This window comes from Priestia sp. USM5, assembly GCF_058323215.1.
Genome location: NZ_JBSGKN010000001.1, coordinates 4,353,529 through 4,378,875 on the forward strand (window position 1 = coordinate 4,353,529; position 25,347 = coordinate 4,378,875).

The 25,347-nt window shown below is 38.7% G+C and carries 20 protein-coding genes; 2 read left to right on the forward strand and 18 right to left on the reverse strand.

Annotated elements, in window-relative coordinates; translation table 11 throughout:
• Positions 1-6: 6 nt before the first annotated feature.
• The 12 genes from ACWATA_RS22880 to gatC all read right to left on the reverse strand — a co-directional run bounded on the left by ACWATA_RS22880 (position 7) and on the right by gatC (position 14,025).
• The gene (locus ACWATA_RS22880; RefSeq protein WP_432232149.1) at positions 7-1,812 is read right to left on the reverse strand and encodes an ATP-binding protein; all 1,806 of its coding nucleotides are present in this window, start codon (positions 1,810-1,812) and stop codon (positions 7-9) included.
• A gap of 23 nt (positions 1,813-1,835) precedes the next feature.
• Positions 1,836-2,819, reverse strand: coding sequence for a BMP family ABC transporter substrate-binding protein (locus tag ACWATA_RS22885; RefSeq protein WP_251440746.1), 984 nt, complete (start codon positions 2,817-2,819; stop codon positions 1,836-1,838).
• Between the two features lie 171 nt (positions 2,820-2,990).
• Positions 2,991-3,221, reverse strand: a complete 231-nt coding sequence (locus ACWATA_RS22890; RefSeq protein ID WP_013055062.1) for a helix-turn-helix domain-containing protein — start codon at positions 3,219-3,221, stop codon at positions 2,991-2,993.
• Positions 3,222-3,234: 13 nt separating this feature from the next.
• Positions 3,235-5,973 carry a GTPase domain-containing protein gene (locus ACWATA_RS22895; protein WP_033580823.1) on the reverse strand — a complete coding sequence of 913 codons (2,739 nt, stop codon included), beginning with the start codon at positions 5,971-5,973 and terminating at the stop codon, positions 3,235-3,237.
• A gap of 195 nt (positions 5,974-6,168) precedes the next feature.
• On the reverse strand, positions 6,169-6,984 hold the full coding sequence (locus ACWATA_RS22900) for a YitT family protein (RefSeq protein WP_013055060.1): 816 nt from the start codon (positions 6,982-6,984) through the stop codon (positions 6,169-6,171).
• Between the two features lie 226 nt (positions 6,985-7,210).
• On the reverse strand, positions 7,211-7,423 hold the full coding sequence (locus ACWATA_RS22905; protein WP_080974221.1) for a hypothetical protein: 213 nt from the start codon (positions 7,421-7,423) through the stop codon (positions 7,211-7,213).
• A 143-nt stretch (positions 7,424-7,566) separates the two neighbouring features.
• Complete coding sequence (locus tag ACWATA_RS22910; protein ID WP_049162726.1) at positions 7,567-8,004, reverse strand: SMI1/KNR4 family protein; 438 nt, start codon at positions 8,002-8,004, stop codon at positions 7,567-7,569.
• 175 nt (positions 8,005-8,179) lie between these two features.
• Positions 8,180-9,553, reverse strand: coding sequence for a 23S rRNA (uracil(1939)-C(5))-methyltransferase RlmD (gene rlmD, locus ACWATA_RS22915; protein WP_047751760.1), 1,374 nt, complete (start codon positions 9,551-9,553; stop codon positions 8,180-8,182).
• A gap of 95 nt (positions 9,554-9,648) precedes the next feature.
• The gene (locus ACWATA_RS22920; RefSeq protein WP_028410196.1) at positions 9,649-10,581 is read right to left on the reverse strand and encodes a diacylglycerol kinase; all 933 of its coding nucleotides are present in this window, start codon (positions 10,579-10,581) and stop codon (positions 9,649-9,651) included.
• A 234-nt stretch (positions 10,582-10,815) separates the two neighbouring features.
• Positions 10,816-12,246 carry an Asp-tRNA(Asn)/Glu-tRNA(Gln) amidotransferase subunit GatB gene (gene gatB / locus ACWATA_RS22925; protein WP_013055057.1) on the reverse strand — a complete coding sequence of 477 codons (1,431 nt, stop codon included), beginning with the start codon at positions 12,244-12,246 and terminating at the stop codon, positions 10,816-10,818.
• Between the two features lie 14 nt (positions 12,247-12,260).
• A complete protein-coding gene (gene gatA, locus ACWATA_RS22930) occupies positions 12,261-13,718 on the reverse strand; it encodes an Asp-tRNA(Asn)/Glu-tRNA(Gln) amidotransferase subunit GatA (protein WP_013055056.1) in 1,458 nt (485 codons plus the stop codon).
• Between the two features lie 16 nt (positions 13,719-13,734).
• Positions 13,735-14,025, reverse strand: a complete 291-nt coding sequence (gatC, locus tag ACWATA_RS22935) for an Asp-tRNA(Asn)/Glu-tRNA(Gln) amidotransferase subunit GatC (protein ID WP_013055055.1) — start codon at positions 14,023-14,025, stop codon at positions 13,735-13,737.
• 365 nt (positions 14,026-14,390) lie between these two features.
• Between gatC and ACWATA_RS22940 the strand changes: the two genes are divergently transcribed.
• Entirely contained in the window at positions 14,391-14,876 is a 486-nt protein-coding gene (locus ACWATA_RS22940; protein ID WP_047751762.1) for a DUF3920 family protein, read from the forward strand.
• A 55-nt stretch (positions 14,877-14,931) separates the two neighbouring features.
• Here the strand turns inward: ACWATA_RS22940 and ACWATA_RS22945 are convergent, their stop codons facing one another.
• Genes ACWATA_RS22945 through pcrB form a run of 4 tightly spaced genes read right to left on the reverse strand, consistent with a single transcriptional unit; the run spans position 14,932 to position 21,142 of the window.
• A complete protein-coding gene (locus ACWATA_RS22945; protein WP_014461929.1) occupies positions 14,932-16,125 on the reverse strand; it encodes a CamS family sex pheromone protein in 1,194 nt (397 codons plus the stop codon).
• A 13-nt stretch (positions 16,126-16,138) separates the two neighbouring features.
• Complete coding sequence (ligA, locus tag ACWATA_RS22950; protein ID WP_028412523.1) at positions 16,139-18,145, reverse strand: NAD-dependent DNA ligase LigA; 2,007 nt, start codon at positions 18,143-18,145, stop codon at positions 16,139-16,141.
• A 20-nt stretch (positions 18,146-18,165) separates the two neighbouring features.
• Positions 18,166-20,391: a DNA helicase PcrA gene (gene pcrA / locus ACWATA_RS22955; RefSeq protein ID WP_048021539.1), complete on the reverse strand. Its 2,226-nt coding sequence runs from the start codon at positions 20,389-20,391 to the stop codon at positions 18,166-18,168.
• Between the two features lie 52 nt (positions 20,392-20,443).
• On the reverse strand, positions 20,444-21,142 hold the full coding sequence (gene pcrB / locus ACWATA_RS22960; RefSeq protein WP_033580830.1) for a heptaprenylglyceryl phosphate synthase: 699 nt from the start codon (positions 21,140-21,142) through the stop codon (positions 20,444-20,446).
• A 512-nt stretch (positions 21,143-21,654) separates the two neighbouring features.
• Between pcrB and ACWATA_RS22965 the strand changes: the two genes are divergently transcribed.
• Positions 21,655-23,037, forward strand: coding sequence for a glycine--tRNA ligase (locus ACWATA_RS22965; RefSeq protein WP_028412526.1), 1,383 nt, complete (start codon positions 21,655-21,657; stop codon positions 23,035-23,037).
• 38 nt (positions 23,038-23,075) lie between these two features.
• On the opposite strand, the gene ACWATA_RS22970 is transcribed toward ACWATA_RS22965, so the two are convergent.
• Together ACWATA_RS22970 and ACWATA_RS22975 are read right to left on the reverse strand one after the other, a co-directional pair.
• Positions 23,076-23,381 (reverse strand): YerC/YecD family TrpR-related protein, encoded by a 306-nt coding sequence (locus ACWATA_RS22970; protein WP_013055048.1) that lies wholly within the window; start codon positions 23,379-23,381, stop codon positions 23,076-23,078.
• Positions 23,382-23,528: 147 nt separating this feature from the next.
• Complete coding sequence (locus ACWATA_RS22975) at positions 23,529-25,277, reverse strand: adenine deaminase C-terminal domain-containing protein (protein WP_034263936.1); 1,749 nt, start codon at positions 25,275-25,277, stop codon at positions 23,529-23,531.
• Positions 25,278-25,347: the final 70 nt, after the last annotated feature.

Here is a 25,347-nt window from a genome sequence, read left to right on the forward strand (position 1 = left end):
GTTTTCTTAATGTAAAGGAAATTTAATAACAAAAACTGTGCCGCGGGAAGAAGTAGATAATAATTTAATCTGTCCTCCGTGGCTTTCTAGAATGCGCTGAGCAATGGGCAGACCAAGACCTGTGCCACTATCTTTTGACGTGGAAAACGGCTGGTACAGCGACTGCTGCATATGAACTGGAATACCTTTTCCAGTATCTTCAATGTATAGACAGTAGCTATCTTCATGAACCTGCGAGTAGATTGTAATAACTCCCTCTCCATCCATGGCTTCCATACTGTTTCGAATTAAATTATGAAGAACTTGTTTGATTTGTTTTTCATCTACCTTTAATACATGCGGCTGCAATTTCACATCGAAAATAAGCTTATCTTTTTCTGTAAATTTGCTTGAGTGAGTAATCAAAGGCAATAACTCATTAATAATATCCTGCATGCTGACTTTTTTCATCACCGGAGTCCCAGGCTTTGATAACAACAGCATTTCTTCAATGATGTAATTAATCCTCTCTAGTTCTTTCATAAGCAGAGGCAGGTAAAAACGCTTTTTCTCCTCATCAGAAAGAGACTGATTCATAAGAGATATAAATCCATGAATCACGGCAAGAGGATTACGAATCTCATGAGCAGCTCCGGCTGCCACTTCTCCAACCAAGGCAAGTTTCTCAGACTGATGCATTCGCTTTTCTAATTCTTCGGTATCCGATATATCAATGAAATAAAAAATCCTTCCAATGCTTTCGTTCTTCTCATTAAACAGCTGCGTTTGAGAGGCTAAAAAGCAATAGCACGTCTCTTTCGTTCCAAATAATACTTTTTTATTTTCGTGAATTTCTCCCGAATTCAACATGCTCCAAAATTCAGTATTATATTCAGGACATTCCTTCATATACCGGCAAATATCCTTTTCATCGAGATCTAAAAACTGTTTTGCTGAGGTATTAGCAAATATACTATTTGTCTCATCTTCTATTGTGATAATTCCAACAGGCAGTGAATTTAAGATCTGCTGGCGATATGCTTTATCTTTAATGATTTTCCAAAATGAATCTTCTAAACTAACCGACATTTGATTGATAGAAGCCGAAAGCTGCTTCAGCTCGATTTGCTTTGTGTCTTGAAGAACAAGACCGTATTCTCCGTCTGCAATGTCATTCACTTTTTCAATCATTTGTTCAATTGGTTTCGTAAGGCTTGCACTCATACGATAAGAAACATAAAGAGAAGCCACAATAGCACTTACTGTTAAAATTAATAGTAAAATCAAGGAATCTTTAATAATGACAGACAGTGTATCTGATAGTGTATCAAGTGAATCAACCGTCTCTTCTTTTGAACTATTAATATCTTTTTTTATCTGATGCAGATCCGGCAAATAATTTCTCTTAAGATACTCTTTTGCTCCCTCTATATCTCCGTACTTCAGCAGTCCCTGCACGTTATTAGAAATCTTAAAATCCAGCAGCTCAATTTTTTCCTTTAGTGGAATCAACGATTTTGGCACAGGCTGCTTATATCTTTCATTATTTTCGATAACTCGTGTATCATATGATTGATATTCTTCTATCAAAGAGACAGTGGGGTTCTTTAGATTATTTTTCACAATGTATTCTTTTATGTTCAGCTGCTCTTCCCAATAAGAAAGCCACACCATTTGAGGAACATCTTCATCTTTAATTTCGTTGCTTACATGATTCAATTTATCAATGGCATGCACTAAAACTAAAGAGAACCCGCTTAACATGAATGTAATCAAAAGAAGAATCGTTAATATTTGGCTACGGAATGACATGTTGCGAAATAATTGATTCATAATCATCTCTTTCTTTTTCATAGTTACTTCGGCTGTGTAGACATTCTAACTTTCGAATATAAAATTTGTTTTTCTTGTTTACTGTACATCGGTCCAAAAGGCGCTAGTTTATAAACACCGTCCCTGGCGTCAAGTTTGACTTCTCCAGATGGAAGACCTTTTTTACTAAAATAGTTCTTCATAATCACGTTGTAAGCTTGAGGAACATCATTTATCACACTTGTTAAAATAACAGACCTACCCATGTACGCCTGATCATCTAAATATCCTATTACGTACATTCCTTGTGTTTTCGCTTCTTGAATAACTTCTTGATTATACGAATTTCCTTTAGCATAGACGATATCGACACCTTGAGCTTTTAACTCGCGGAGCAGCTTTACTGCTTTTGCTCCATCGTCTCGGCTGTTTACAACTCGATAATAAAAAGCAATCGATGAATCATACGCTTTGATTCCTTGTTCGAATCCTGGATTTTTTTCTTTTGCAAATGTATCGAGTAATCCAATTTTTTTCGTTTTTGTCTTCATGGCAGCTGCCGTGCCTGCCAGGTGTTCTATTTTTGTTTGATCAAATGTATATACAGTTTGGTTTTTATACATTGAAGTACCGTGAATGGTGACGAAATGAACATGAGGATACTTAGGAGCTAGTTCTGTAAAAACGGTAGAAAATTCTCTTCCATGTCCAATTACGACTTTTGTTCCATTTTGAATAACTTTTTCAGCAGCTTCCTTCATTTTTTGGTTCGTATTTACTTCGCTAATAACTTGAGCCGAAACGGGGTACTTCTGCTCGATGTTGATTTTTCCTTTATAAGCTAGACTGCCCCAGCTTTGATCTGTCAGTACATCAGAGGTGAGAATTGCAACGCTTGTGTTTTCTACTTTTTTTGTCGTTTGCTGACTTATAATCCCTTGTGTTTTCGAAACAATAATAATTAAAAACGAAGCGACAACAATCAGGGCAAGCAATAAAATCAGCCTTAACTGTCTTGATCGTTGCATAGACCTTCTCCTTTTTGTTTAGCATACTTTCATTATATAAAAAAAGCATCTAAAAAGACTACATCTTTAACGAAATTCCAACTTTTTTCGACATTTCTTTCATATCTTACCTTTTTTAACACTTTCACTCCAAAAGAAAAAGCAGAAAACATCTGTTTTCTGCTTCGGCCTTCAATCTTCATCTTTTACGTCCATATCTTCAGGGATTGGCTCATTTAGGTATTCTTCAATTTGTTTTTTATACTTTTCCATTTGCTCTAAATGAGTGTTAAACTGCTCTTTATTTAATAAGTAGTTTTCACCATCAAATATAGCCCTTACTTTTCCTTCTTGAATCAATTTCTGTACATATTCTTCAGGGAAAGATAGATACTCTGCTGCTTCTTTTATCGTTAAATACATCCTGCTCCACCTTTTAGACGTTATAGTGTACTTCTTCTGTAGCTTTAACCATTAACTCATACTGACGCAAGCGAAGCTGGAATAATGTTAACGGATCATAGTAAGCTTCAGGATTGGCTTTCATATGACTTAATACGTCTTGATTTTCATTAATATGCGCCTGTGTTTCTTCAATCGTTTCTTTTAGAACCTCTTTTGGCTTTTCAAAGAATAGTTCAATATCAACTTCTAAATTTTTCTCAAATAAATTAAATTGCATAAAAAACTTTGCCAGCATAGATTCTGTGATATCTTGATAGTCTTGACTTTCAATGTACTTTTTATATTGATTATAAAGCAGCGTTTGATTTTGAAGAATGGAAGAAAACAGTTTTCCTGCTCCTTTTAACAAAAGCTGCGTTGGATTAACGCGAAGTAAAATATTTTCTTCATCCAGCTGAACCCGATTAGCCATACGATTAACGTCGCGGCGCCAGTCGTCCAGCACTTTAAAATCGCAGGCTAACGTTAATTTTTGCTCATTGTACATCTTATTTAATGACTCTGCTACTTCTTCAATATCTACTTGACTCGCAATCAGCTCTTCATTTGATGTAGCAATCCAGTCCTTTAAAGAAATGCGGAACTTAGGTAGAACATCTTGCTGCAAGTGCTCTTCCACGCGCATGTTCATTTGTTTATTCAGCTCAATATGAACCGTACTAAAATCACTGTCTTCCTTCACTAATTCTGAAGACTTTTTGAGTAAACGAGGAATTTTATTTTTTAGCTTTTTGCTGATATCCTCTTTGATGCCGTGATAAGCCGAAACAATACTACTTGCTTTTTCTTGTTCTAAGTCATCCACTCGATGCAAGAAGCCATTTAATCGCACAAGCATATCTTCGTTCCATTTAATACTTTCAATCAAATGATTTTCTGTGTGATTTCTCTTCTCCACTAAGCCCTTTAGCATGCTTTGAATAAAGAACAGCAGTCTGCGCGCACGCTCTTCTACTCCAACGTCGTTTGGATCGTAATAGAAATTAGCTTTAATAAACTGAGCCAAGTCTCCGTGGTGCTGACTCGATACGTAGTGAGGCGTATAGGCTAATACATGCGCCTGTGGGAAATCAGCGCCAATGCTTGCCTCAAATTCTTTTGTAATTCGCTCAATCGTTGCTTGATTATAAAGACTGTCCATATTGTTGATGACAAAATGAACTGGCGTATTTGGCGCATATTCTTTAATCTCCAGCAATAATTCTCTTTCTTCATCAAGCAGCGATTCTTTTGCATCAAGCACAAACAGTAAACCATCTGCTAAAGGAGCATATTTAAATGCATCCTGCTCACGCGCCTCTTGTTCTGTAAAGCTTGGCGTAACAATGCATGAACAATTATGCTTATCAAGGAACGCAAAAGGTTTTTTCACTTCTACAAGCGCCTGGTGAGAAGATTGCTCCGCTCCGTCAATCGTTTCCATCGGAATGATTTCTTGATCAGCGATTTGCTGGATAGATTCTTCTTCATCATGAATGAACACAAAGGTTGTTTCATGATTTTGCGGTACCTTTTCTTCTGTAATCGATCCCACAAATGAAGACGTTGCAGCATTTGTTCCTGTAATTAATAAGTGTGTCGTATGAGCATCTAATAAAAAGTCTACCCACCATTTAAAGGTGTGCCCCACTTCTAAACCATTTTCATTAGCCCATTTAATAATGCCATGGCAAAGTTTGTAGTGATATTCAAGACCATCAATGTCGTTACGCGCCTCAAAAATTAATCTGCCTGCATTTTCGATTGTAATGGTATCAATAGTTGACGGAAACTTTTCATTCCATGAAAGCACGGCCGCAGACGGAAATAACGCACGTGACTTATTAGTAATTTTAAGCCAGTTTGTTAATACGTTCGGAATGACTTCATGCAATTCCTTTACAGAATGATCACTTTCCATTAAGTCAGTGTACGTCTCTTGATAAAGAGTTGAAATCTCTTGCCAATAATCATAGAGACCCACTTCAATATTCAAGAAAATATCATTGATGGTTTTAATCCAAGCAAGATAAGGAGGCTGACTCTTATATTGTTTCCATAAAGCTGAGACAAGCTGTTTGAAATATACTTGGTCCACTTTGTAAAATGAAATCATCACTTGATAAAAATAGTTAGGGATAAAGTTTGCTGTATATCCTTTATCTACGTAAGTCTTTAATACCGCAAACCAATTCAGCGATTCTGTTCGAATACACTCATCTACTGCAAGCTCCACTGCGCTATTAAAATCTTCTTGCTCTTCATAAAATCTTCGCGCAATCGCCGTGACGTTTGGATAATCCGGCTGAGAAGCAACCAGCTCGTTAATAACTTCATAAGCTCGTTCAATATTGTTATGGTCCGTATAAAGCGAAAACAGCTTTAGCGCTATTTCAGCTTTTAATACTTTTGAATCCGTTTCGATGGATAGGTAAAGCTCTTCAGCGAGCGTAGACAACCCCAATTCATAATGTGCGTCGGCTGTATTTTTCTTCGCCCACAGCTTAAACTCGCCATTTACATTCTCCCACTTAAAAATCGCGGATTCAAAATCTTGATTGTGGAAGTACACTTCTCCCTGAGCTAAGCGAATGAGCGATAAGTCGTACCACTCTTTTTGCTGCTCTTCGTAATAAGCTTGTCCAAGGACTTTTACAGGCGGCTGATTTTCATTTTCTTGCATAAACGTTTCGTAATATTTCTTTTTCGTTAACTGATATTCTACCGTCATATAGTCTCTCCTTTTTGATGTCAATATTTTATGTACTCTATCAAATTCCCTTTTTTATACTTTTCATACACGATATTTTCTTACTCATATTTTACGCAAAAAAAGCCTCAAGAACTACTCTTAAGGCTTTTTTTATAACTTTTATACTATAAAAATGGCTATTTATCATAAATCGGCGCTGAAATAACAAATATATTAATAGGCATCCCGTCGAAACAGCCCCATTACTTCTACCGTTTCCGTAATATTTACGAAAGCTTCAGGATCCACAGATTGAATTAACTGCTTGAGGTTTGCAAGCTCATAGCGTGAAATCACCGTCATTAATATTTTACGGTCTTCTCTTGAATAAGCTCCTTCACCGTTCATTAACGTCACACCGCGCACCAAATTCGTAAGAAGCTGCTGCTTCATTTCTTCGCCTTTTCTCGTAATAATGGTTAACGTGAGCTTAATGTGGCGAGTATGAATCGCATCCACTACTTTTCCTGTGACGAAAATCGAAAGCATCGTATATAAAGCCGCGTCCCAATTCACAAAGAAACCTGAAACAAATACGACCACGGCATTCATCGCTGATAATATAGCGCCAAGCGGAAATTCTTTTTTATGCGTAAGAAGCATCGCAATAATATCAAATCCACCTGTTGAGGCTGACTGACGAAAAACAAACCCTACGCCAATTCCAGTTAAAACTCCTCCAAAAACAGCTGACAGAATAGGATCTGTACTAACAGCTCTCAAGGGAATCACGTATAAAGCAATTGATAAAGCCACAACGGACAGCAGCGTATGTAAAACAAACCGCTTTCCTAACTTCATAAAACCAATAATTAAAAGGGGTAAATTCAACAAAAAATTCATTGTTCCCGTGCTTGCAGGCGTTAAAATTCCTATAATCATAGCAATACCGCTAATGCCGCTGCTTAGCACTTTATGGGGGATTAAAAACCAATTGTATGCAAATCCAATTAACACAGAACCCGCTATAATAGCAATTGCTCTATACATGATGTCCCTTCACCTCTTACCACAAATATAATGTTTTCATTTATTGCTTCTTTATTATAATTCCTAAAATATTGAAAACCTTAAAAAAAGTATATTCAGAAATTTGCTGTGTTGGTGGGGTGGACAAACGGCAAAATAAAACGGACATACAAGCGGATAATGCTTTTATATCAAGCTTTTGCTGCTTTTGTTATAGAAATGCTACCTTTACCTTTTCCGTACTTATTTAACCTAAAAGAGGTTGAGACATCATAATGAAATGAATGTATTTTAAAGGCGAACAACTAGTATAGATGAGCTTGTATGGAACCGCAGTTGATTTCCGTGCAAGACTTCGCTTTCCGCGGGCGGCCGCTGAGCCTCCTCGTCGCTTGCGCTCCTGCGGGGTCTCACCTATTCCGCTTTTCCCGCAGGAGTCTTCGTCTTGCCCTCCAATCAACTGCTAAAAGGAACGAAACAGACGACACTTATTTGCCCTAACAAAAAAATAAACCACGAATCAAACATGTTAATTAATGGTTCGTTTTTTACTTGGGTTAAAATACTTTTGTCCCAGCCTCTTGGTGGAAAGTTATTTTAATTTTATTCTTCTTCATATAGACCATTAATAAATTCTTCAAATGAATGGGCGACGAAAAAAATACTGCTTTCAGGATTCTCATATGCTAGTTCATGATTTATAAAAACGATAAGAGGCCGCTGAGAGTTAGAACGGTAGTCAAAACATACATGGTTATCCGCTATGTCATCTCCAAATGGGTAAATACCATCAACTAGCTGGCATTTAAGATCATGGTACACGTTTAAAATGTAATCCTTTTTCTCCTGATTAAAACTTAGTAATTGGTAAAAAGAACATTCTCTCTTTCCAACATTAAATCCATCAGCTGAAGGTTCTCCACCATGATACTTTGTTACACATTCCATAAAGTAAATTGGAAATAATACATCCCATGCTTTTTCTACATCTAAAATGGTTTCTAAACTTACCTCTTTTTCATCCGTTTCCCACGTAATCAATTTGCTTCATCCATTTTGCCTTATGTATATTTAGGAATCTTTTTACTCCCATTTATAATTGCTTTTATTTGTTTCTCTATAAATCTTTTAGTATATTCCGTACTGTATTAAAAATAAAAGCCAATATAAAATACCACTACCATTCCTAATGATAGTGGTGTTTTAAACAATTTTCTTATTTTAATGTAAGCACCGCCACATTCTCCACATGGGTCGTATGCGGGAACATATCAACAGGCTGAACTTCAACCGTCTCATAGCCGCCTTTTTCTAGAATAGCTAGATCACGCGCAAGAGTTGCTGGTCCGCATGAAACATAGACAACTTTTTTCGGCTTCATCTCGATGATGGTATTTAAAAGGGCTTCGTCGCATCCTTTTCGCGGTGGATCTACGACGATGACGTCCGCTTTGATGCCTTGTTTGTACCAGTTTGGAATGACGACCTCTGCTTCGCCTACTTCGAATTCAGCGTTGTGAATACCGTTTAGCTCAGCGTTGCGCTTTGCATCTTCAATCGCTTCAGGCACGATTTCAACGCCATATACTTTTTTCGCTTTTTGAGCGAGAAATAACGAGATTGTTCCGATTCCACAGTAGGCGTCAATGACCGTTTCTTCTCCTGTTAAATCTGCATACTCGAGCGCTTTGTCGTAAAGCACTTTCGTTTGCTCAGGGTTTACTTGGTAGAATGATTTTGCTGAAATGGCAAATTTAACGTCGCCGATATAGTCGTAAATATATTCTTCTCCCCAAAGTACGTTCGTTTGGTTCCCTAAAATGACGTTCGTGCGCTTGCTGTTGACGTTTTGAACAATTGATTTCACGTTCGGCACGGCTTCGATAATGTCTTCTATAATACGCTTTTTGTTTGGCAACTCAGCTGTACGAGTCACAATTACAACCATAATTTCACCCGTTACAAGTCCGTAGCGCGCCATGATATGACGAAGCGAGCCTTTATGCTTTTGTTCTTGGTAAGCAGAAACCCCATGCTTTTCACAGATTGATTTGACAGCTTGAACAACATCATCATTTGCCTGCTGCTGAATCAAACAGGCATCCATGTTAATGATATCGTGGCTTCGCTGCTGATAAAACCCAGCGACCAAACCGCCTTCTCGCTCTGCTACGGGAACTTGAGCTTTGTTTCGATAGCGCCAAGGATCGTTCATTCCTAGCGTCGAATGTACCGGAACGTCAGGTAAATGGCCAATTCGCGCCATGACGTCTTTTACTTGCTTTTGTTTAAATTGCAGCTGTCCTTCATAGCTTACATGCTGCAGCTGACAGCCTCCGCACTGCTTGTATACCGGACAGGGTGCTTCAACACGCTGCTCACTAATTGTATGGTGCTTGATAAGCTTGCCAAACGCATAGCCTTTTTTTACTTTAATGACTTTTACTTGGCCGCTTTCGCCGGGCAGCGCATTTTGAACGAAAATAGGAAATCCGTTCACTTTCGCTACACCCGCTCCGTCATGCGTTAAATCTTCAAACGCAACATCTATATATTCATTTTTTTCTACAGGTGGTTTTAATTTTTCCATTTATCGTTACATCCTTTTAGTCATTTGAAAATGCTGAACTGATTGTACCATAAGAGCGAAAGCCAAACAAAGGAAAGCATGAAAAAAGATCGCAATTAGGCGATCTCATTTTTTTCCATCAATTCAGCTGTTGCTTTTGGAACAAAGATTTCTACATGGCGATATAAGTTTACAAATTCCCCAGGCAATAACCCACCGTACTCGCCATCTAGATTTAGCTGCATTTTATCATTCGTATGAATTTTAACACGGTTCGCTTTTGTATAAATAATATGAGGATCATTGATATGTTCTCCTCGCAGCGCAAGTGTCGCAATTCGAATAAACTCAGCTAAATTTGCTTTCTTTAAAATAATTAAATCAAACATGCCGTCATCTAAAGAAGAGTCTGGTGCCAGCTTTTCAAAACCGCCGACTGAGTTCGTTAAGGAAACGAGGAAGAACATAATCTCGCCGCCAAAGAATTTTCCGTCATACTCAATTTCAACGGATGTTGGTTTAATAGAAGGAAGCATTTCCATGCCTTTTAAATAGTAAGCTAGCTGTCCAAGCATTGTTTTTAACTTGCTTGGCACTTCATACGTTAATTCAGTTAAACGGCCGCCTCCGGCGATATTTACAAAGTAATGCGTTTCTCCGTCGTTTGTTACACAGCCTAAATCAATTGGCTTCGTTACACCTTCTACAATAACATCAACAGCGCCTTCAATTGTACGCGGGACATTAATGGCACGAGCAAAGTCATTGGTTGTTCCAACAGGAATAATACCTAGCTGCGGACGATAGTCTTGTCCGGCAATACCGTTTACGACTTCATTGATGGTACCGTCTCCACCGGCTGCAATTACAACATCAAAGCGGCGCTCTACTGCTACTTTGGCAGCTTCTGTTGCATCGCCAGCGCAAGTTGTAGCATGACAAGATGTTTCGTAGCCTGCTTGCTCTAGCTTTTGCAAAACTTCCGGTAAGTTTTTCTTAAAAATTTCACGGCCCGATGTCGGGTTATAAATAATTCTCGCTCTTTTCATATTCATCATCCTAATAATGATAATTTGTCACAAATCTTTGCCTACTTTTATCAGTGAAAGAATGCCCCCTCACATTACATCATCAACAAGAGGGGGCATGAACAAACATATTATAAAGAAATTAACCTTGATATACAATATTCACGTTTCGGTTTTTATTCATACCTTCAGCGCGATCGCCCTTACTCATAATAAATGTGAGATGGATACCCACCTCACATTTAGTTATCAAATTTAGCGTTTATTAATTTCTTCTAAAAGAATTTTATTAACCATCGGTGGGTTCGCTTGACCTTTTGAAGCTTTCATAATTTGACCAACTAAGAAGCCGATTGCACGATCCTTACCGTTTTTGAAATCTTCAATAGATTGAGGGTTTGCATCTAATGCATCTGTTACGAATTTACGTAAAGTTGCATCATCAGAAATTTGTACAAGACCTTTTTCTTTTACAATTTTCTTTGCATCTCCGCCATTTTCAATTAATTCTTTGAATACTTTTTTCGCAATTTTAGACGAAATTGTACCTTCTTGAATTAATTGAATCATACCAGCTAGACCTTCAGGTGTTAATGCTACATCTGAAAGTTCTTTTTGATTTGAGTTTAAGTAAGCAGAAACTTCACCCATTAACCAGTTAGAAGATAGCTTAGCATCTCCGCCTGCAGCAAGTGTTGCTTCAAAGAAATCAGACATTTCTTTTGTTAGCGTTAATACCATTGCATCATAAGCAGGTAAGCCAAGCTCTTCTACATAGCGCTTTTTACGAGCATCTGGAAGTTCAGGAATCGAAGCACGAACGCGTTCTTTCCACTCTTCGTCGATGTGTAATTCTAATAAGTCAGGCTCTGGGAAGTAGCGGTAGTCGTCAGATCCTTCTTTTACACGCATCAGAATTGTTTCACCCGTAGACTCATCAAAACGGCGTGTTTCCTGCTCGATTAGGCCACCAGACAATAACACTTTTTCTTGACGAATTTCTTCGTGTTCAAGACCGCGGCGCACATAGTTAAATGAGTTTAAGTTCTTTAGCTCAGCTTTTGTACCAAACTCTTCTTGTCCAACTGGACGTAAAGAAATATTGGCATCACAGCGAAGTGAACCTTCTTCCATTTTACAGTCAGATACGCCTGTATATTGAATGATTGATTTTAGTTTTTCTAAATAAGCATATGCTTCTTCAGGAGAACGCATATCTGCTTCCGATACAATCTCAATTAGAGGTGTACCTTGACGGTTGAAGTCTACTAGTGAATAGCCATCGCCTGTATGCGTTAACTTACCAGCATCTTCTTCTAAATGAAGTCGGTTGATACGAATGCGCTTCGTTTCACCTTTAACTTCTACTTCAATCCAACCGTTCTCGCCAATTGGTTTATCAAATTGAGAGATTTGATAAGCTTTTGGGTTATCCGGATAGAAATAGTTTTTACGATCAAACTTTGTATCTGTTGCGATTTCACAGTTTAGCGCAAGCGCCGCTTTCATTGCAAAATCAACTGCTTCTTTGTTTAACACAGGTAGTACGCCAGGATAACCTAAGTCGATTACACTTGTGTTAGCATTTGGAGCCGCACCAAATGCGTTTGGACTTGCTGAGAAAATTTTAGATTTTGTCTTAAGCTCAACGTGTACTTCAAGACCAATAATCGTTTCAAAGTTCATCTTTATCTCACCCCTTACAGTGCTGGTTTCGCTTTATGATGCTCAGTTGCTTGTTCGAATGCATGAGCAACACGATAGATTGTGCTTTCGTCGAAATGCTTACCGATAATTTGTAACCCTAATGGCAATCCATTTGATAAGCCGCAAGGCACAGAAATACCAGGTACTCCAGCAAGGTTTACTGGGATTGTTAAAATATCGTTTGCATACATTGTTAATGGATCATCTGTTTTCTCACCAATTTTGAATGATGGAGTTGGTGTAGTTGGTCCAATGATAACGTCATAGTTTTCAAATACAGACTCAAAGTCTTGCTTAATTAACGTACGTACTTGCTGTGCTTTTTTGTAGTAAGCATCATAATAACCAGAGCTTAACGCAAATGTCCCAAGCATGATACGGCGTTTTACTTCGTTTCCAAAGCCTTCGCTTCGAGACTGCTTGTACATTTCGATTAAGTTCTCAGCATTATCTGTACGGTATCCGTAGCGAACGCCGTCAAAACGAGATAAGTTAGCAGACGCTTCAGAAGAAGATAATAGATAATACGTAGCTAATGCGTATTTAGAGTGTGGAAGCGATACTTCTTCCCAAGTTGCGCCTAGTCCTTCTAACACTTTTAGTGCATCTAAAACAGACTGGCGAGCTTCTTCGCCCACACCTTCGCCTAAGTATTCTTTTGGAACAGCAATTTTAAGGCCTTTTACGTCACCTGTTAAAGCAGATACATAATCCGGTACATCAACATTAGCAGAAGTAGAATCCATTGGGTCTACGCCTGAAATTGCTTGAAGTAAGTATGCATTATCTTCAACAGAATTTGTGATTGGTCCGATTTGATCTAAAGAAGATGCGAATGCCACTAATCCGTAACGAGATACGCGACCATACGTTGGTTTTAATCCAACAACACCGCAATAAGCAGCTGGCTGACGAATTGAACCACCTGTATCAGAACCTAAAGAGAACGGAACTTCTCCTGCTGCTACAGCTGCAGCTGAACCACCGCTAGATCCACCCGGTACGTAATCTAAATTCCATGGGTTGCGCGTTAACTGAAGACCTGAGTTTTCAGTTGAAGAACCCATTGCGAATTCATCCATATTTAATTTACCGATTGTTACTGCTTCAGCTGCCTGCAGTTTTTGAACAACTGTTGCATCATAAATCGGATCAAAGTTTGCTAGAATTTTACTAGAGCAAGTTGTACGTAAATCTTTTGTGACAATATTATCTTTTACACCGATCGGCATACCAAATAATAGGCCAAATTCATCTTTTGTTTGTAATGCTTCATCTAGCTCTTTTGCATAAGCACGAGCGTTGTCTTCATTAAGCGCTAAGAACGCACCTACTTTATCATCTACTTCATTAATACGTTTGTATGATTCGTCTACTAAATCTTGTACACGTACTTCTTTCTTGTGTAAAAGGCTATGTAGTTCTGAAAGTTTACGATCGAATAAAGACATCGTAAAGCCTCCTTCCTTATTCTAAAATAGTTGGTACTCGAATGTAGCCATCCTTGTGGTCTGGCGCGTTTTTTACTACGTCTTCAATTGGTAAGCCTTTAGCTGGCTTATCTTCACGCATCACGTTTTTCATATCCAATACGTGAGAAGTTGGTTTTACATTTGTAGTATCTAGCTCATCTAATTGTTCTGCATATGTAATAATAGCATCTAATTGTTTTGTAAATAGTTCTGCTTCGTCATCCGTCACCGCAAGTCTCGCTAAGTTTGCAACGTGTTTTACTTGATCAACAGAAATTCTTGACATGTTCCTTCACCTCCGAATATTCGTCCCACTACAATATACTGATAATACCAAACTTCACTAGCAACAGGCAACATTTCTGAGACTAGTTCCTAAAATATTAAAAACCCCGCCAGACAAGACAGGGCTTACATTTATCACTTCTATTTTATACCAAATCTATTTCATTCAAACAACATTCCATACTTTTCCTTTGTCATAAAATATTTCTCTCTTGCATAGGTATAAAATAACCTTCTTTTTAGAAAAGATAGATAGAAAGAGAAACATGCTTTAGAAGAACACACCACCATGTTTTAATTTCACTAGTCTTTGGGAAAGTAAAGAAAACGAATAACTACTTTACCGTAAAAGAGGTGCTATAAAAATTGAATAAAATACTTATACAGTCAGTCATCCACCAGCGCCCTGTGTATCAGCAAAGCGGAAGATGGTTTGTATTAGATGAAGAATTCAAGTGGGATTTGTCCACCTTGCAAAAAGATGTTTTTGCTTGTTTAAATAAAGCCTTTCATATTCCTATCATTTTTTGTGATTCATGTGAAGCCAATAAAATTGTCTCCGCTCTTGGAGAAGAAGAAGCAGAATACCTGCAGTTTGCCTCAGGTGTTTACTGGCGAGAAGTCGGCATTATATTTATTTTTAAATTTGATGACTACCTTCCGCTTGTTGAAACCATCTTTCACGAGCTGCGTCACTATATTCAAGATCACATCCCTTATTATCAGAAAGAATTTGAGCTGGATAAAAAGCGCCCGTATGAAGAGCGGACAACCGAACAAGATGCATTTGCATTTGCTGCTTATTATCTTGCTAAGTTTACGAGACAAAATTCTCACGCCATTTCTTCATAGGAGGCAATTTCATAGAATTAAAAAAAGACACTGCTTGAGCAGTGTCTTTTTTTGCTTACTCTTCGTAAATATGAACGAACGGCTTGTCTTCATCTGCTTTTCTAACAATAAGAGCTTCCGGTCCGCTTACTGAGTTAATAGAGATACTCGTTTCCATATATGAAGGGAAATGATCAAGCATTAAACCAGCAACGTACTGAGTAAATCCTACAATTTCACCTTTTCCATAAAATTGTACGGGAATATCAATCGTCATTTTTTGAAGCTGTCCATCTTTGTAATACCCTTTCCCTACTACGCTTGTAAAGTTTGGGAAGTAGTCTTCGATTTGCGCTTTAAACTCATCAAACTTCATCGCATCATCTCGGTGATCTTTTGTTGCATCTGATGATGGGAATAAATAATATTGCTCGTCTAAATTATCCCAGCTGCCAACGGCCGTATCATTTGAACCTGCATTTCCGACAGCTATAAAGTTACCCGGTGTTAAAGAGGACTTAGCACTTTGTTTGAATAATGCTACTCGAACTGGCACATTTTCTAAGCCTTTGATGTTGCGCATACGCTTAACAATTTCATCTGCCATTTGCTTTCCTTGCGCTTCAATCTCTTTATTTGTAAGCTTCACTTCACGTGCATAACCATTTTCTTCTGTATAATAATGAACAGAATTCATCGCTAAGCCGATTGTGACGCCTCCAAGTTTTACCTTGTCGTCTCCGTCTTGAATAAGGTAGTCTTGTTCAGTAATGTTCGCTAAGTACATTGGACTTGTTTCGTTACGAGTTTTCAAATCGCCTTTTTCTGTATCAATTGGGTTTAACCCATTGTTTTTAAGCTTCTTTTTCGCCGTATCATCTTTTGTTTTGCTTTGAAGATCTTTAAACTGTTTATCACTCAGCTTACGGCTTAACCATGAGCGAATAGTATCTTTATCAAGGTACTGGCCTTCTTGATACACATATTTTTTCGGAGAATAGCTATCTGTCGATAAGCGCATTAAGCCTGTTTCAAATTCTTGCGCATCCAAGCGGTTATTTAAGTTTGCTGCTACTAAGCCTCTTGCCACTCCCGCTTTAAATGGAAGAATTGTTCGGTAATAATCGTCTGAAATACTATACTTCGGAATAACTGCTTTTTCTTTCTTGTTGTTGGTTTGTTGAACAGTCTCTTTATCGTCCGAAAGGTTCGGTGCACACGCTGAAGTTACAAGCATGACCGCAAGAGAAAGTAACAATATCTTTTTCAACTACACACACCTCTTATTTATTTAATTCCGTAAGTAGCCTTGCTTCATCCCATACTTCAATTTCAAGCTCGTTAGCTTTTGTCAGTTTGGAACCAGCCTCTTCCCCTGCCACAACAAGGTCTGTCTTTTTACTTACGCTTCCTGTGACTTTACCGCCAAGTGCTTCAATTTGTGCTTTTGCCTCATTGCGAGATAGCTGTTCAAGCTTACCTGTTAATACAACGGTTTTACCAGCAAAAACAGAATCTACATTTTCTACACTTACAAGCTTGGGTCCTTTGTATGTAAGGTTTACTCCATACTCTTTTAATTCATGTATAAGTTCTTGAACCTCTTCTTGTGTAAAGTAAGCGACAATAGCATCAGCCATTTTGGCACCAATTTCATTAATTGCCACTAATTCATCATACGTTGCTTTTGTTAACTTGTCTATGGTTTCAAAGTGCTGAGCTAACGTCTTTGCAGCTTTTGCTCCAACGTGGCGAATGCCCAAACCAAAAAGCAAACGCTCAAGTGAATTTTCTTTAGAAGCTTCGATGGCCGCAATCAAATTATCAGCAGATTTCTCACCCATGCGCTCAAGCTCGATTAACTGCTGTTTTGTCAGCGTATAAATATCTGCTACATCTTTAATTAACTGTTCACGAAATAATTGTGATATAACTTTTTCACCAAGTCCATCAATGTTCATCGCATTGCGGGACACGAAATGAATAAGTCCTTCACGAATTTGAGCAGGACAGCTTGGATTAATGCAGCGAAGCGCAACTTCTCCTTCTAAACGTACCAGTTCACTTTCACATTCAGGGCAGTGAGTAGGCATCGTAAACTCTTGCTCTTCTCCCGTTCGCTTCTCTTCAATCACATTCACTACTTCAGGAATAATATCTCCTGCTTTTTTCACCACGACATAATCTCCGATGCGAATGTCCTTTTCACGAATCAAATCTTCATTGTGAAGAGACGCACGCTGTACCGTCGTACCTGCTACTTGAACCGGCTCCAAAATAGCTGTTGGCGTAATGACACCTGTCCGGCCTACCGTCAGCTCAATATTTACAAGCTTGGTTACAACTTCTTCAGCAGGAAACTTATAAGCAATAGCCCAGCGTGGACTCTTGGCCGTTGTTCCAAGCTCAGCCTGCTGATCAAATGAATCTACTTTTACAACAATGCCATCAATATCATAAGATAGTTCTGGACGTTTCGTTTGCCAGCTTTCGATATAAGCAATCACATCATCAATGGTTTCACACGTCTGTCTTTCTTTATTTGTTTTAAAGCCAAGATCATCGAGTAAATTCAAACTTTCGCTGTGAGAGTCGATTTCTAATTCTCCTGTATCAGTCATGGCATAGACAAAGATATCTAAATTACGTTTTGCCGCAATTTTAGGATCTAGCTGACGCAGTGAGCCAGCAGCTGCGTTACGGGGGTTAGCAAACGGAACTTCATCTCTTTCCATTTTTGCTTCATTAAGTGCTTCGAATGATTTCCTCGGCATAAATGCTTCTCCGCGAACTTCCATTGATAACGGTTCTTTAATTCGCAGTGGAATCGAGCGAATTGTTTTTAAGTTTTCAGTAATATTTTCACCAGTCGTACCATCTCCGCGCGTAGCACCCAGCACTAAGTATCCATCTTCATAGCGAAGAGATACAGCAAGGCCGTCAATTTTAAGTTCGCATACATAAGAAAACTCGTCTTCAACGGCTTGGCGCACTCGGCGATCAAAATCTCGAAGGTCTTCTTCATTAAATGCATTTCCTAAACTTAGCATAGACGTTTGATGCTGAACCTTCTCAAACGCATCGAGCACTTGGCCGCCGATGCGCTGAGTAGGTGAGTCAGCTGTTTTTAATTCTGGAAACGATTCTTCTATTTCAATTAACTCATTCATTAATTTATCGTATTCTGCATCTGGAACAGATGGCTGATCTAACACATAATATTCATAACCATATTGATTTAATAAGTCACGTAATTCTTGAACGCGTGATTTTGCTGTCTCAAACTCCATATTCTAGCTCCTTTTCACGATTACACTTTCGTAACCGGGGCAAATTTAGCAAGCAGTCTTTTTACACCTGTAGGACTAGGAAAAGCAATGTCTAATTCTTTTGAGTCTCCTTCTCCTTTTACACTTACAACTGTACCAATTCCCCATTTTTTATGCTCGGCCTTATCTCCAACGCTCCATCCAATCGATTCACTGCCCGTTGATACAAGCTTCGTTTTTGCCACGGCCGCTTGTCGGCGCGCTGCAAACGGCGAAGCTGAAGCCCCTGAACGACCAGCAGCAGGCTTGCGCATCGTTTCATTTAAAGATTCCACAAGCTCGCTTGGGATTTCTCCAATGAAGCGCGATTTTGGATTGACGTTTGTTTTACCAAATAGTGTACGCATTTGAGCATTTAATAAATACAATTCTTGTTCAGCACGTGTAATCCCTACGTAGGCTAAGCGTCGTTCTTCTTCCATTTCATTATCTTCGAATAACGATCGGCTATGAGGGAATACGCCTTCTTCCATACCCATTAGGAAAACAACCGGGAACTCTAGACCTTTTGCTGAGTGAAGCGTCATCAGAATCACTTGTTCGTTCTCTTCTTCTTCCTCGTCGTCAAGCTTATCGATATCAGCAACAAGCGCTAAATCGGTTAAAAATGCTACTAAGCTCTTATCTTCACTTGCTTCTTCAAACGTTTTTGTAACAGATAAAAACTCATCAATATTCTCTAAGCGACTTTGTGCTTCAATTGTTTTTTCTACTTTAAGCGCTTCACGGTACCCTGTTCTTTCTAATACTTGTTCCACAAGCTCTGTTACAGACATATAGTCTTGCATTTGAGCTAAGTTTGAAATCATGGATTGGAAATCACGAAGTGCTTTTGTTGCTTTACCCGTTAACCCCATCAATTCTACTTCATCAAGCGCTTTGAAAATAGAAATGTCATGAACGTTTCCGTAATTGGCTACTTTATCGACTGAAGTAGCTCCAACTCCGCGTTTTGGAACGTTCACAATACGAGCTAAGCTAATGTCATCATCTTGGTTGGCAATTAAGCGCAAGTACGCAAGCAAATCTTTAATCTCTTTGCGGTCGTAGAACTTAATCCCGCCGACAATTGTATAGTTAATATTGGATTTTAGCAGTACTTCCTCCATTACACGCGACTGTGCATTTGTACGATACAAAATGGCAAAATCGCTATATTTACGTTTGCCGCTGTCTACTGCTTCTTTGATTTTACGTGCTACAAACTGTGCCTCATCATGCTCACTCATTGCTTGGTAATGATAAAGCTTCTGGCCTTCATCGTTTTCCGTCCATAAGTTTTTCACTTTACGATTCATATTGTTTGCAATGACGCCGTTTGCCGCAGCCAAAATCGTTTTCGTTGAACGATAATTTTGTTCAAGCAAAATGGTTTTGGCTTTTGGGTAATCTTTTTCAAATGACAAGATATTTGTAATATCAGCCCCGCGCCAGCGGTAAATAGACTGATCTGAATCCCCTACTACGCATACATTTTCAAATCGTGCGGCTAGCAAGCGAACCAGCATATATTGTGCATGGTTTGTATCTTGATACTCGTCCACATGAATATATTGAAACTTGCGCTGATAGTACGTTAACACTTCAGGAACTCGTTTAAATAACTGAATCGTTGTCATAATCAAATCATCAAAATCGAGCGCTTGGTTTTTCTTTAAACGCTTTTCATACTCTTTATAGACTTTACTTACAACTTCTTCATATGGTCCTGCTGCTGTTTTATCAAATTCTTCCGCTACTTTCAGTTCATTTTTAGCTGAACTAATGCTTCCTAATAGCGAGCGCGGATCGAATTTTTTTGGGTCGATGTTTTGATCTTTTAAAATGTTTTTAATAACGGACAGCTGATCCGTTGAATCTAAAATCGTAAAGTTGCGATTAAAGCCAATACGATCAATATCTCTTCGTAAAATACGTACGCACATCGAGTGGAACGTTGAAATCCAGATATCTTCTGCCACTCCGCCAACGATACTTGCCACACGCTCTCTCATTTCACGAGCTGCTTTGTTTGTAAAGGTAATAGCTAAAATATTCCAAGGTGCAACTTCTTTTTCCGCCATTAAAAACGCAATTCGATGCGTTAATACGCGTGTTTTCCCACTTCCTGCACCGGCCATAAGTAATAATGGTCCGTCTGTTGTTTTAACTGCCTCTTGCTGCTGAGGGTTTAATCCTGTTAATAATTTTTCACTTAAAAAATTCACGTTTTCACCGCCTATATCGAACATATATTCTCTATTCTACTTTATTTATTTTTCACTGTGCAATATTCTTTTTTACCGCTTTTACCGTTTTTAATGCTTCCGATAAATTTGTATAAATAACATTTCCTACAATAACTGTATCAGCTAGCTCTCCCATCTCACTTGCTTGCTCTTTTGTCTCAATACCGCCGCCGTAAAATAACTTCGTCTCATTTAGCGAATTTTTCACTTCTGCCACTAATGCAGGGTCTCCATATGTTCCACTGTATTCTAGATAGAAAACGGGCAAATGAAACATGCGTTCAGCCATGCGAGCATACGCTACAACATCTTCTGCATCCAAATCGGTTTTCGCTTCCGTTAGCGCAGCTACTTTTGCTTCGGGGTTAAGTACGCAGTATCCTTCTACAAAAATTTCATCCCAGTCCATGATTTCACCGTATTCCTTCATCGCCGCATGATGTAAGTCAACAATCCACTTTGGATCCTTGCTGTTTAAAACGGTCGGAATGAAATAAGAATCAAAACCAGGCGTTACAGAGTCAATTGTTGATACTTCTAGCGCACACGGCACCGTGTAGCGGCGAATACGCATTAACAGCTGCAGCACATTGTCTAAAGTTACTCCGTCTGATCCTCCAACAAGAACCGCATCCGTGCCGGATTCGCAAATTTTTTCTAAATCTGCATCTGAAATTTCTTTATTAGGGTCTAATTTAAAGACATGTCTCCACTCTTTAATATCATACATATAGGTTCCTCCATTTCTTTACACTTAAAAGTTCGCGCTCGTCCATTTGTTCATTATAACAAAACTAAGAGGGTGAAATGAAAGGAAAACCGAACTTTTCATCACGTTTTTTGTTTTCAAAAAATATGGATAAAAGATATGGTTTTATCCTCAAATTCCGGAAGAAAACATCACAAAAAAAGCCCATTTTGCACAAGGTTATTGTTTCTCTGCATAGGATATGCTAATATATAGCTACTAAAATTCATATGATATACGCTGAAGGATCAATAGTACTTAAATCCTCTTCACAAAGCGAACTAGGGACGGTGGGAGCCTAGAGAATGGTTTAAGGAAAAGGCAATCTGGAGTATATACAGACGAAGGTGGATACATTTTGTATCAACCAGGGTGGAACCGCGGGAAAAACTCTCGTCCCTGGGCATATTGTTGATATGCCCAGGGACGAGAGTTTTTTTGTACCCGCTCTTTTTGTTTCGCTTGAATTACTACCATTTACAGGAGGAATTAGAATGTCAAAAACAATGGATCAAATCGTATCTCACGCCAAACATCGCGGCTTTGTATTTCAAGGTTCTGAAATTTACGGCGGTCTTGCAAATACATGGGATTACGGCCCGCTTGGCGTAGAATTAAAAAACAATATTAAAAAAGCATGGTGGAAAAAATTCATTCAAGAATCTCCATACAACGTTGGTTTAGACGCTGCGATTTTAATGAATCCAAAAACATGGGAAGCTTCTGGTCACTTAGGAAACTTTAATGACCCAATGATCGACTGTAAGGATTGTAAAGCTCGTCACCGTGCTGATAAATTAATTGAAGAAAAGCTTCAAGAAAAAGGCATTGAAATGATCGTAGACGGCCTTTCATTTGATGCAATGGCTGACTTAATTAAAGAACATGAAATTACATGTCCTGAGTGTGGTTCAGCTAACTTCACTGAAATTCGTCAATTTAACTTAATGTTCAAAACGCACCAAGGTGTAACTGAAACATCAACAAATGAAATTTACCTTCGTCCTGAAACAGCTCAAGGTATTTTCGTAAACTTTAAAAACGTTCAGCGCTCAATGCGTAAAAAGCTTCCATTCGGTATCGGCCAAGTGGGTAAAAGCTTCCGTAACGAAATTACACCTGGTAACTTCACATTCCGTACACGTGAATTTGAACAAATGGAGCTTGAATTCTTCTGTAAACCAGGCACTGAATTAGAATGGTTTAACTACTGGAAAGAAACATGTAACAAATGGCTTCTTTCTCTTGGCATGAAAGAAGAAAACGTTCGTCTTCGCGACCATGATGATGATGAACTTTCTCACTACAGTAATGCAACAACAGACTTTGAATACAAATTCCCATTCGGCTGGGGCGAACTATGGGGCGTAGCTTCTCGTACAGACTATGACTTAAAGCAGCATATGGAACACTCTGGAGAAGACTTCCAATATGTTGATCAAGAAACAAACGAACGCTATGTACCTTACTGCATCGAGCCTTCTTTAGGTGCTGACCGTGTAACACTAGCTTATATGATTGATGCATATGAAGAAGAAACGTTAGAAGACGGCTCATCTCGTACAGTAATGCAGCTTCACCCTGCTTTAGCACCATTTAAAGCTGCTGTATTGCCACTTTCTAAAAAGCTTTCTAACGAAGCGCGCGCTGTCTTTGAAGATTTAGCAAAACACTTTATGATTGACTACGATGATGCTGGTTCAATCGGTAAACGTTACCGTCGCCATGATGAAATCGGTACGCCTTTCTGTATTACATTCGACTTCGATTCATTAGAAGACAATCAAGTAACAATTCGTAACCGCGACACAATGGAACAAAAACGTGTAGCAATTAGCGACCTGAAAAATATCATTGAAGAAGCAACTCAATTTTAATTAAAAAAATAAGCGTATGGCTGCTTCAGCCATACGCTTTACTTTTGATTTGAATCTTCTTGAAGGCGTTCTAACACCATTTGATACGCATCGCTTCCATAATTCAAGCAGCGTTTAACACGGGAAATAGTCGCTGTGCTTGCTCCAGTTTCCGTCTCAATTTTATGGTACGTGTTGCCTTCTCTTAGCATTCTTGCTACTTCTAAGCGCTGTGCTAATGATTGAATTTCATTAACTGTACATAGGTCATCAAAAAATTGATAGCATTCTTCAATGTTTTCTAATGATAAAATCGCTTGAAATAGCTGATCTAATTCTTTTCCTCGTAGTTTGTTGATTTGCATCGTATCGAACTCCTTTATCATTGGCTTTCTTTACTAGTTGTTTCTATCTATAAAATACAGTTTCTATATTTATTTGCACATACATTCATTCTGTATGAAGACAGCCAATTTCATACAAATTTCAAATTCCTTTGATACTTTTATATTTTAACGCATTATAGACGGAAAAAGTACTTTTTTATTCATAACGTCATAAATTCCTACTGGCGTGATACGAATATAAGGCAAATGTGTAGACGAAAAGAACAGCAGTGAATAGACAGGATCATCGTGTTTGTATCCTCGCTCACCCAGCACTTTCTTGAGTTCCACCTCTCGTTTACTTAGCTCTTCCATCGGCAGATTCGACATGACTCCTTTTAACGGAAGATCCAGTTCATATACTACTTTCTCACCTTCTGTAATAACAATACCGCCGCCAATTTCTTTCATACGTTTGAATGCACACATCATATCTTTTTTCGATTTTCCAATTAAAATAAAATCACCTGTATTTGAAAACGAACTCGCCATTCCCGATACATTTGTCGCAAATCCTTTTAACAGCGTATTGATGCGCCACTTGCCTTCTCGGTCCACCAGCACTAAAAAGCTTTCATCATGATCAGAGGCTAATACATCTCCGCTCACATTTAAGTGAATTGAATACGGCTCCATAATAACAGCATTTTTCATTTTCACGCCTACTGGCATTGAAAATTGAAAATCGTCCATCGTTAAATCAAAGTCTAACTTTAACGGTGAAAAACCAAACTTTCCCCAAGGAAATTCTACCGAGGCTAATGCTTGTTCTTTGCCTTCTTTTTTCATCCACTTTCCTTTTGCTAAGACAGATACCGGAGTAGGCCGCATAGGATCTTCTAAAATATTAATATTAGCCACACAGCCTGTTGCTACATGCCCGTGCAAATGTTCCATGTTGTAATAGCGGGCAATATTTACAGACACCATATTATAAGCATCTAACACGGGAACTCCTTCTGAAATAGCTAATGTAATTAACATATCTGACACGCCGTTTTGGTAAAAAGAAGGCGGAGAACCGTCTGTATTCATCGTGATATGGTCAAAATAATCTACCTGCAGCTCTTTTAACTCCTGCAGCAGTTTTGGCAAATCTGGCCGAATGGAAGAGTGGCGCAAAGCAACGTCATAGCCTTGCGTTAACCGAGCAACAACATCTTCCCCTGTCATAGACTCATGATCGCTGTCTGCCCCGAGCAATTTCATTTTTGCTAAGGTAAATGCTGACGCCCCCGGGAAATGTCCTTCAATATGCTTCCTCATCCGCTTTGTCTCTTGAACCCAGTGAAGCATTAAATCATCTCCGTCTAAAAGCTTCGGCCAACTTGTCAGTTCGCCTCCTTGTAAGACAGCTTCATTTTGTAGCCAAGAAGTAATGTTTGTATGTGAGAAGATATCAGCCTCTTCATCAATTTCTGTCTGCGAATCAAATCTGCACCACCAATACAGTGACTGTGGTAACGTTTTCATTTCTTCAATCAATGAAAATGCCGTTTTTTGTTCAAGCTGTAAAGCGAGAATTAAATTATCATTAAATAAAGTGGTTGTTCCGTGCTTGGCTGCATATTGGGAAAAAGTCTGGGGATTATATAACTGAAACGGGTGAACATGCGGCTCAATATACCCAGGAACCACATATTTCTCACTGCAGTCTATAATCTCTGTAGAAGCGTCTGTGTGCTTAGGCATCTCTGAGCCAACGTATACAATACGATCTTGGTAAACCCAAATATGTGCTTTTTTCCACTGCTTCATTCGAGCGTTCAAATATGTTGCATCTTTTAAGACAATAGTTGGTGCTTTTTGACCGTTTAATACTAAAAGCTGCTGTCTAATATGTTTGCTTTTCCAGCGGTATCTCTGTTCCGGCATGCTAAATTCCCCCTAATTTACTATGTATTTTTATCGTAACACATCCGTGATGTAAACGCATTCAGAAACT

Bases quoted from the DNA above. Each gene is read 5' to 3' on its own strand.
- ACWATA_RS22880 (WP_432232149.1), bottom strand. From the start codon at position 1,812: ATGAATCAATTATTTCGCAACATGTCATTCCGTAGCCAAATATTAACG.
- ACWATA_RS22885 (WP_251440746.1), bottom strand. From the start codon at position 2,819: ATGCAACGATCAAGACAGTTAAGGCTGATTTTATTGCTTGCCCTGATT.
- ACWATA_RS22890 (WP_013055062.1), bottom strand. From the start codon at position 3,221: ATGTATTTAACGATAAAAGAAGCAGCAGAGTATCTATCTTTCCCTGAA.
- ACWATA_RS22895 (WP_033580823.1), bottom strand. From the start codon at position 5,973: ATGACGGTAGAATATCAGTTAACGAAAAAGAAATATTACGAAACGTTT.
- ACWATA_RS22900 (WP_013055060.1), bottom strand. From the start codon at position 6,984: ATGTATAGAGCAATTGCTATTATAGCGGGTTCTGTGTTAATTGGATTT.
- rlmD (WP_047751760.1), bottom strand. From the start codon at position 9,553: ATGGAAAAATTAAAACCACCTGTAGAAAAAAATGAATATATAGATGTT.
- ACWATA_RS22920 (WP_028410196.1), bottom strand. From the start codon at position 10,581: ATGAAAAGAGCGAGAATTATTTATAACCCGACATCGGGCCGTGAAATT.
- gatB (WP_013055057.1), bottom strand. From the start codon at position 12,246: ATGAACTTTGAAACGATTATTGGTCTTGAAGTACACGTTGAGCTTAAG.
- gatA (WP_013055056.1), bottom strand. From the start codon at position 13,718: ATGTCTTTATTCGATCGTAAACTTTCAGAACTACATAGCCTTTTACAC.
- gatC (WP_013055055.1), bottom strand. From the start codon at position 14,025: ATGTCAAGAATTTCTGTTGATCAAGTAAAACACGTTGCAAACTTAGCG.
- ligA (WP_028412523.1), bottom strand. From the start codon at position 18,145: ATGGAGTTTGAGACAGCAAAATCACGCGTTCAAGAATTACGTGACTTA.
- pcrB (WP_033580830.1), bottom strand. From the start codon at position 21,142: ATGTATGATATTAAAGAGTGGAGACATGTCTTTAAATTAGACCCTAAT.
- ACWATA_RS22965 (WP_028412526.1), top strand. From the start codon at position 21,655: ATGTCAAAAACAATGGATCAAATCGTATCTCACGCCAAACATCGCGGC.
- ACWATA_RS22970 (WP_013055048.1), bottom strand. From the start codon at position 23,381: ATGCAAATCAACAAACTACGAGGAAAAGAATTAGATCAGCTATTTCAA.
- ACWATA_RS22975 (WP_034263936.1), bottom strand. From the start codon at position 25,277: ATGCCGGAACAGAGATACCGCTGGAAAAGCAAACATATTAGACAGCAG.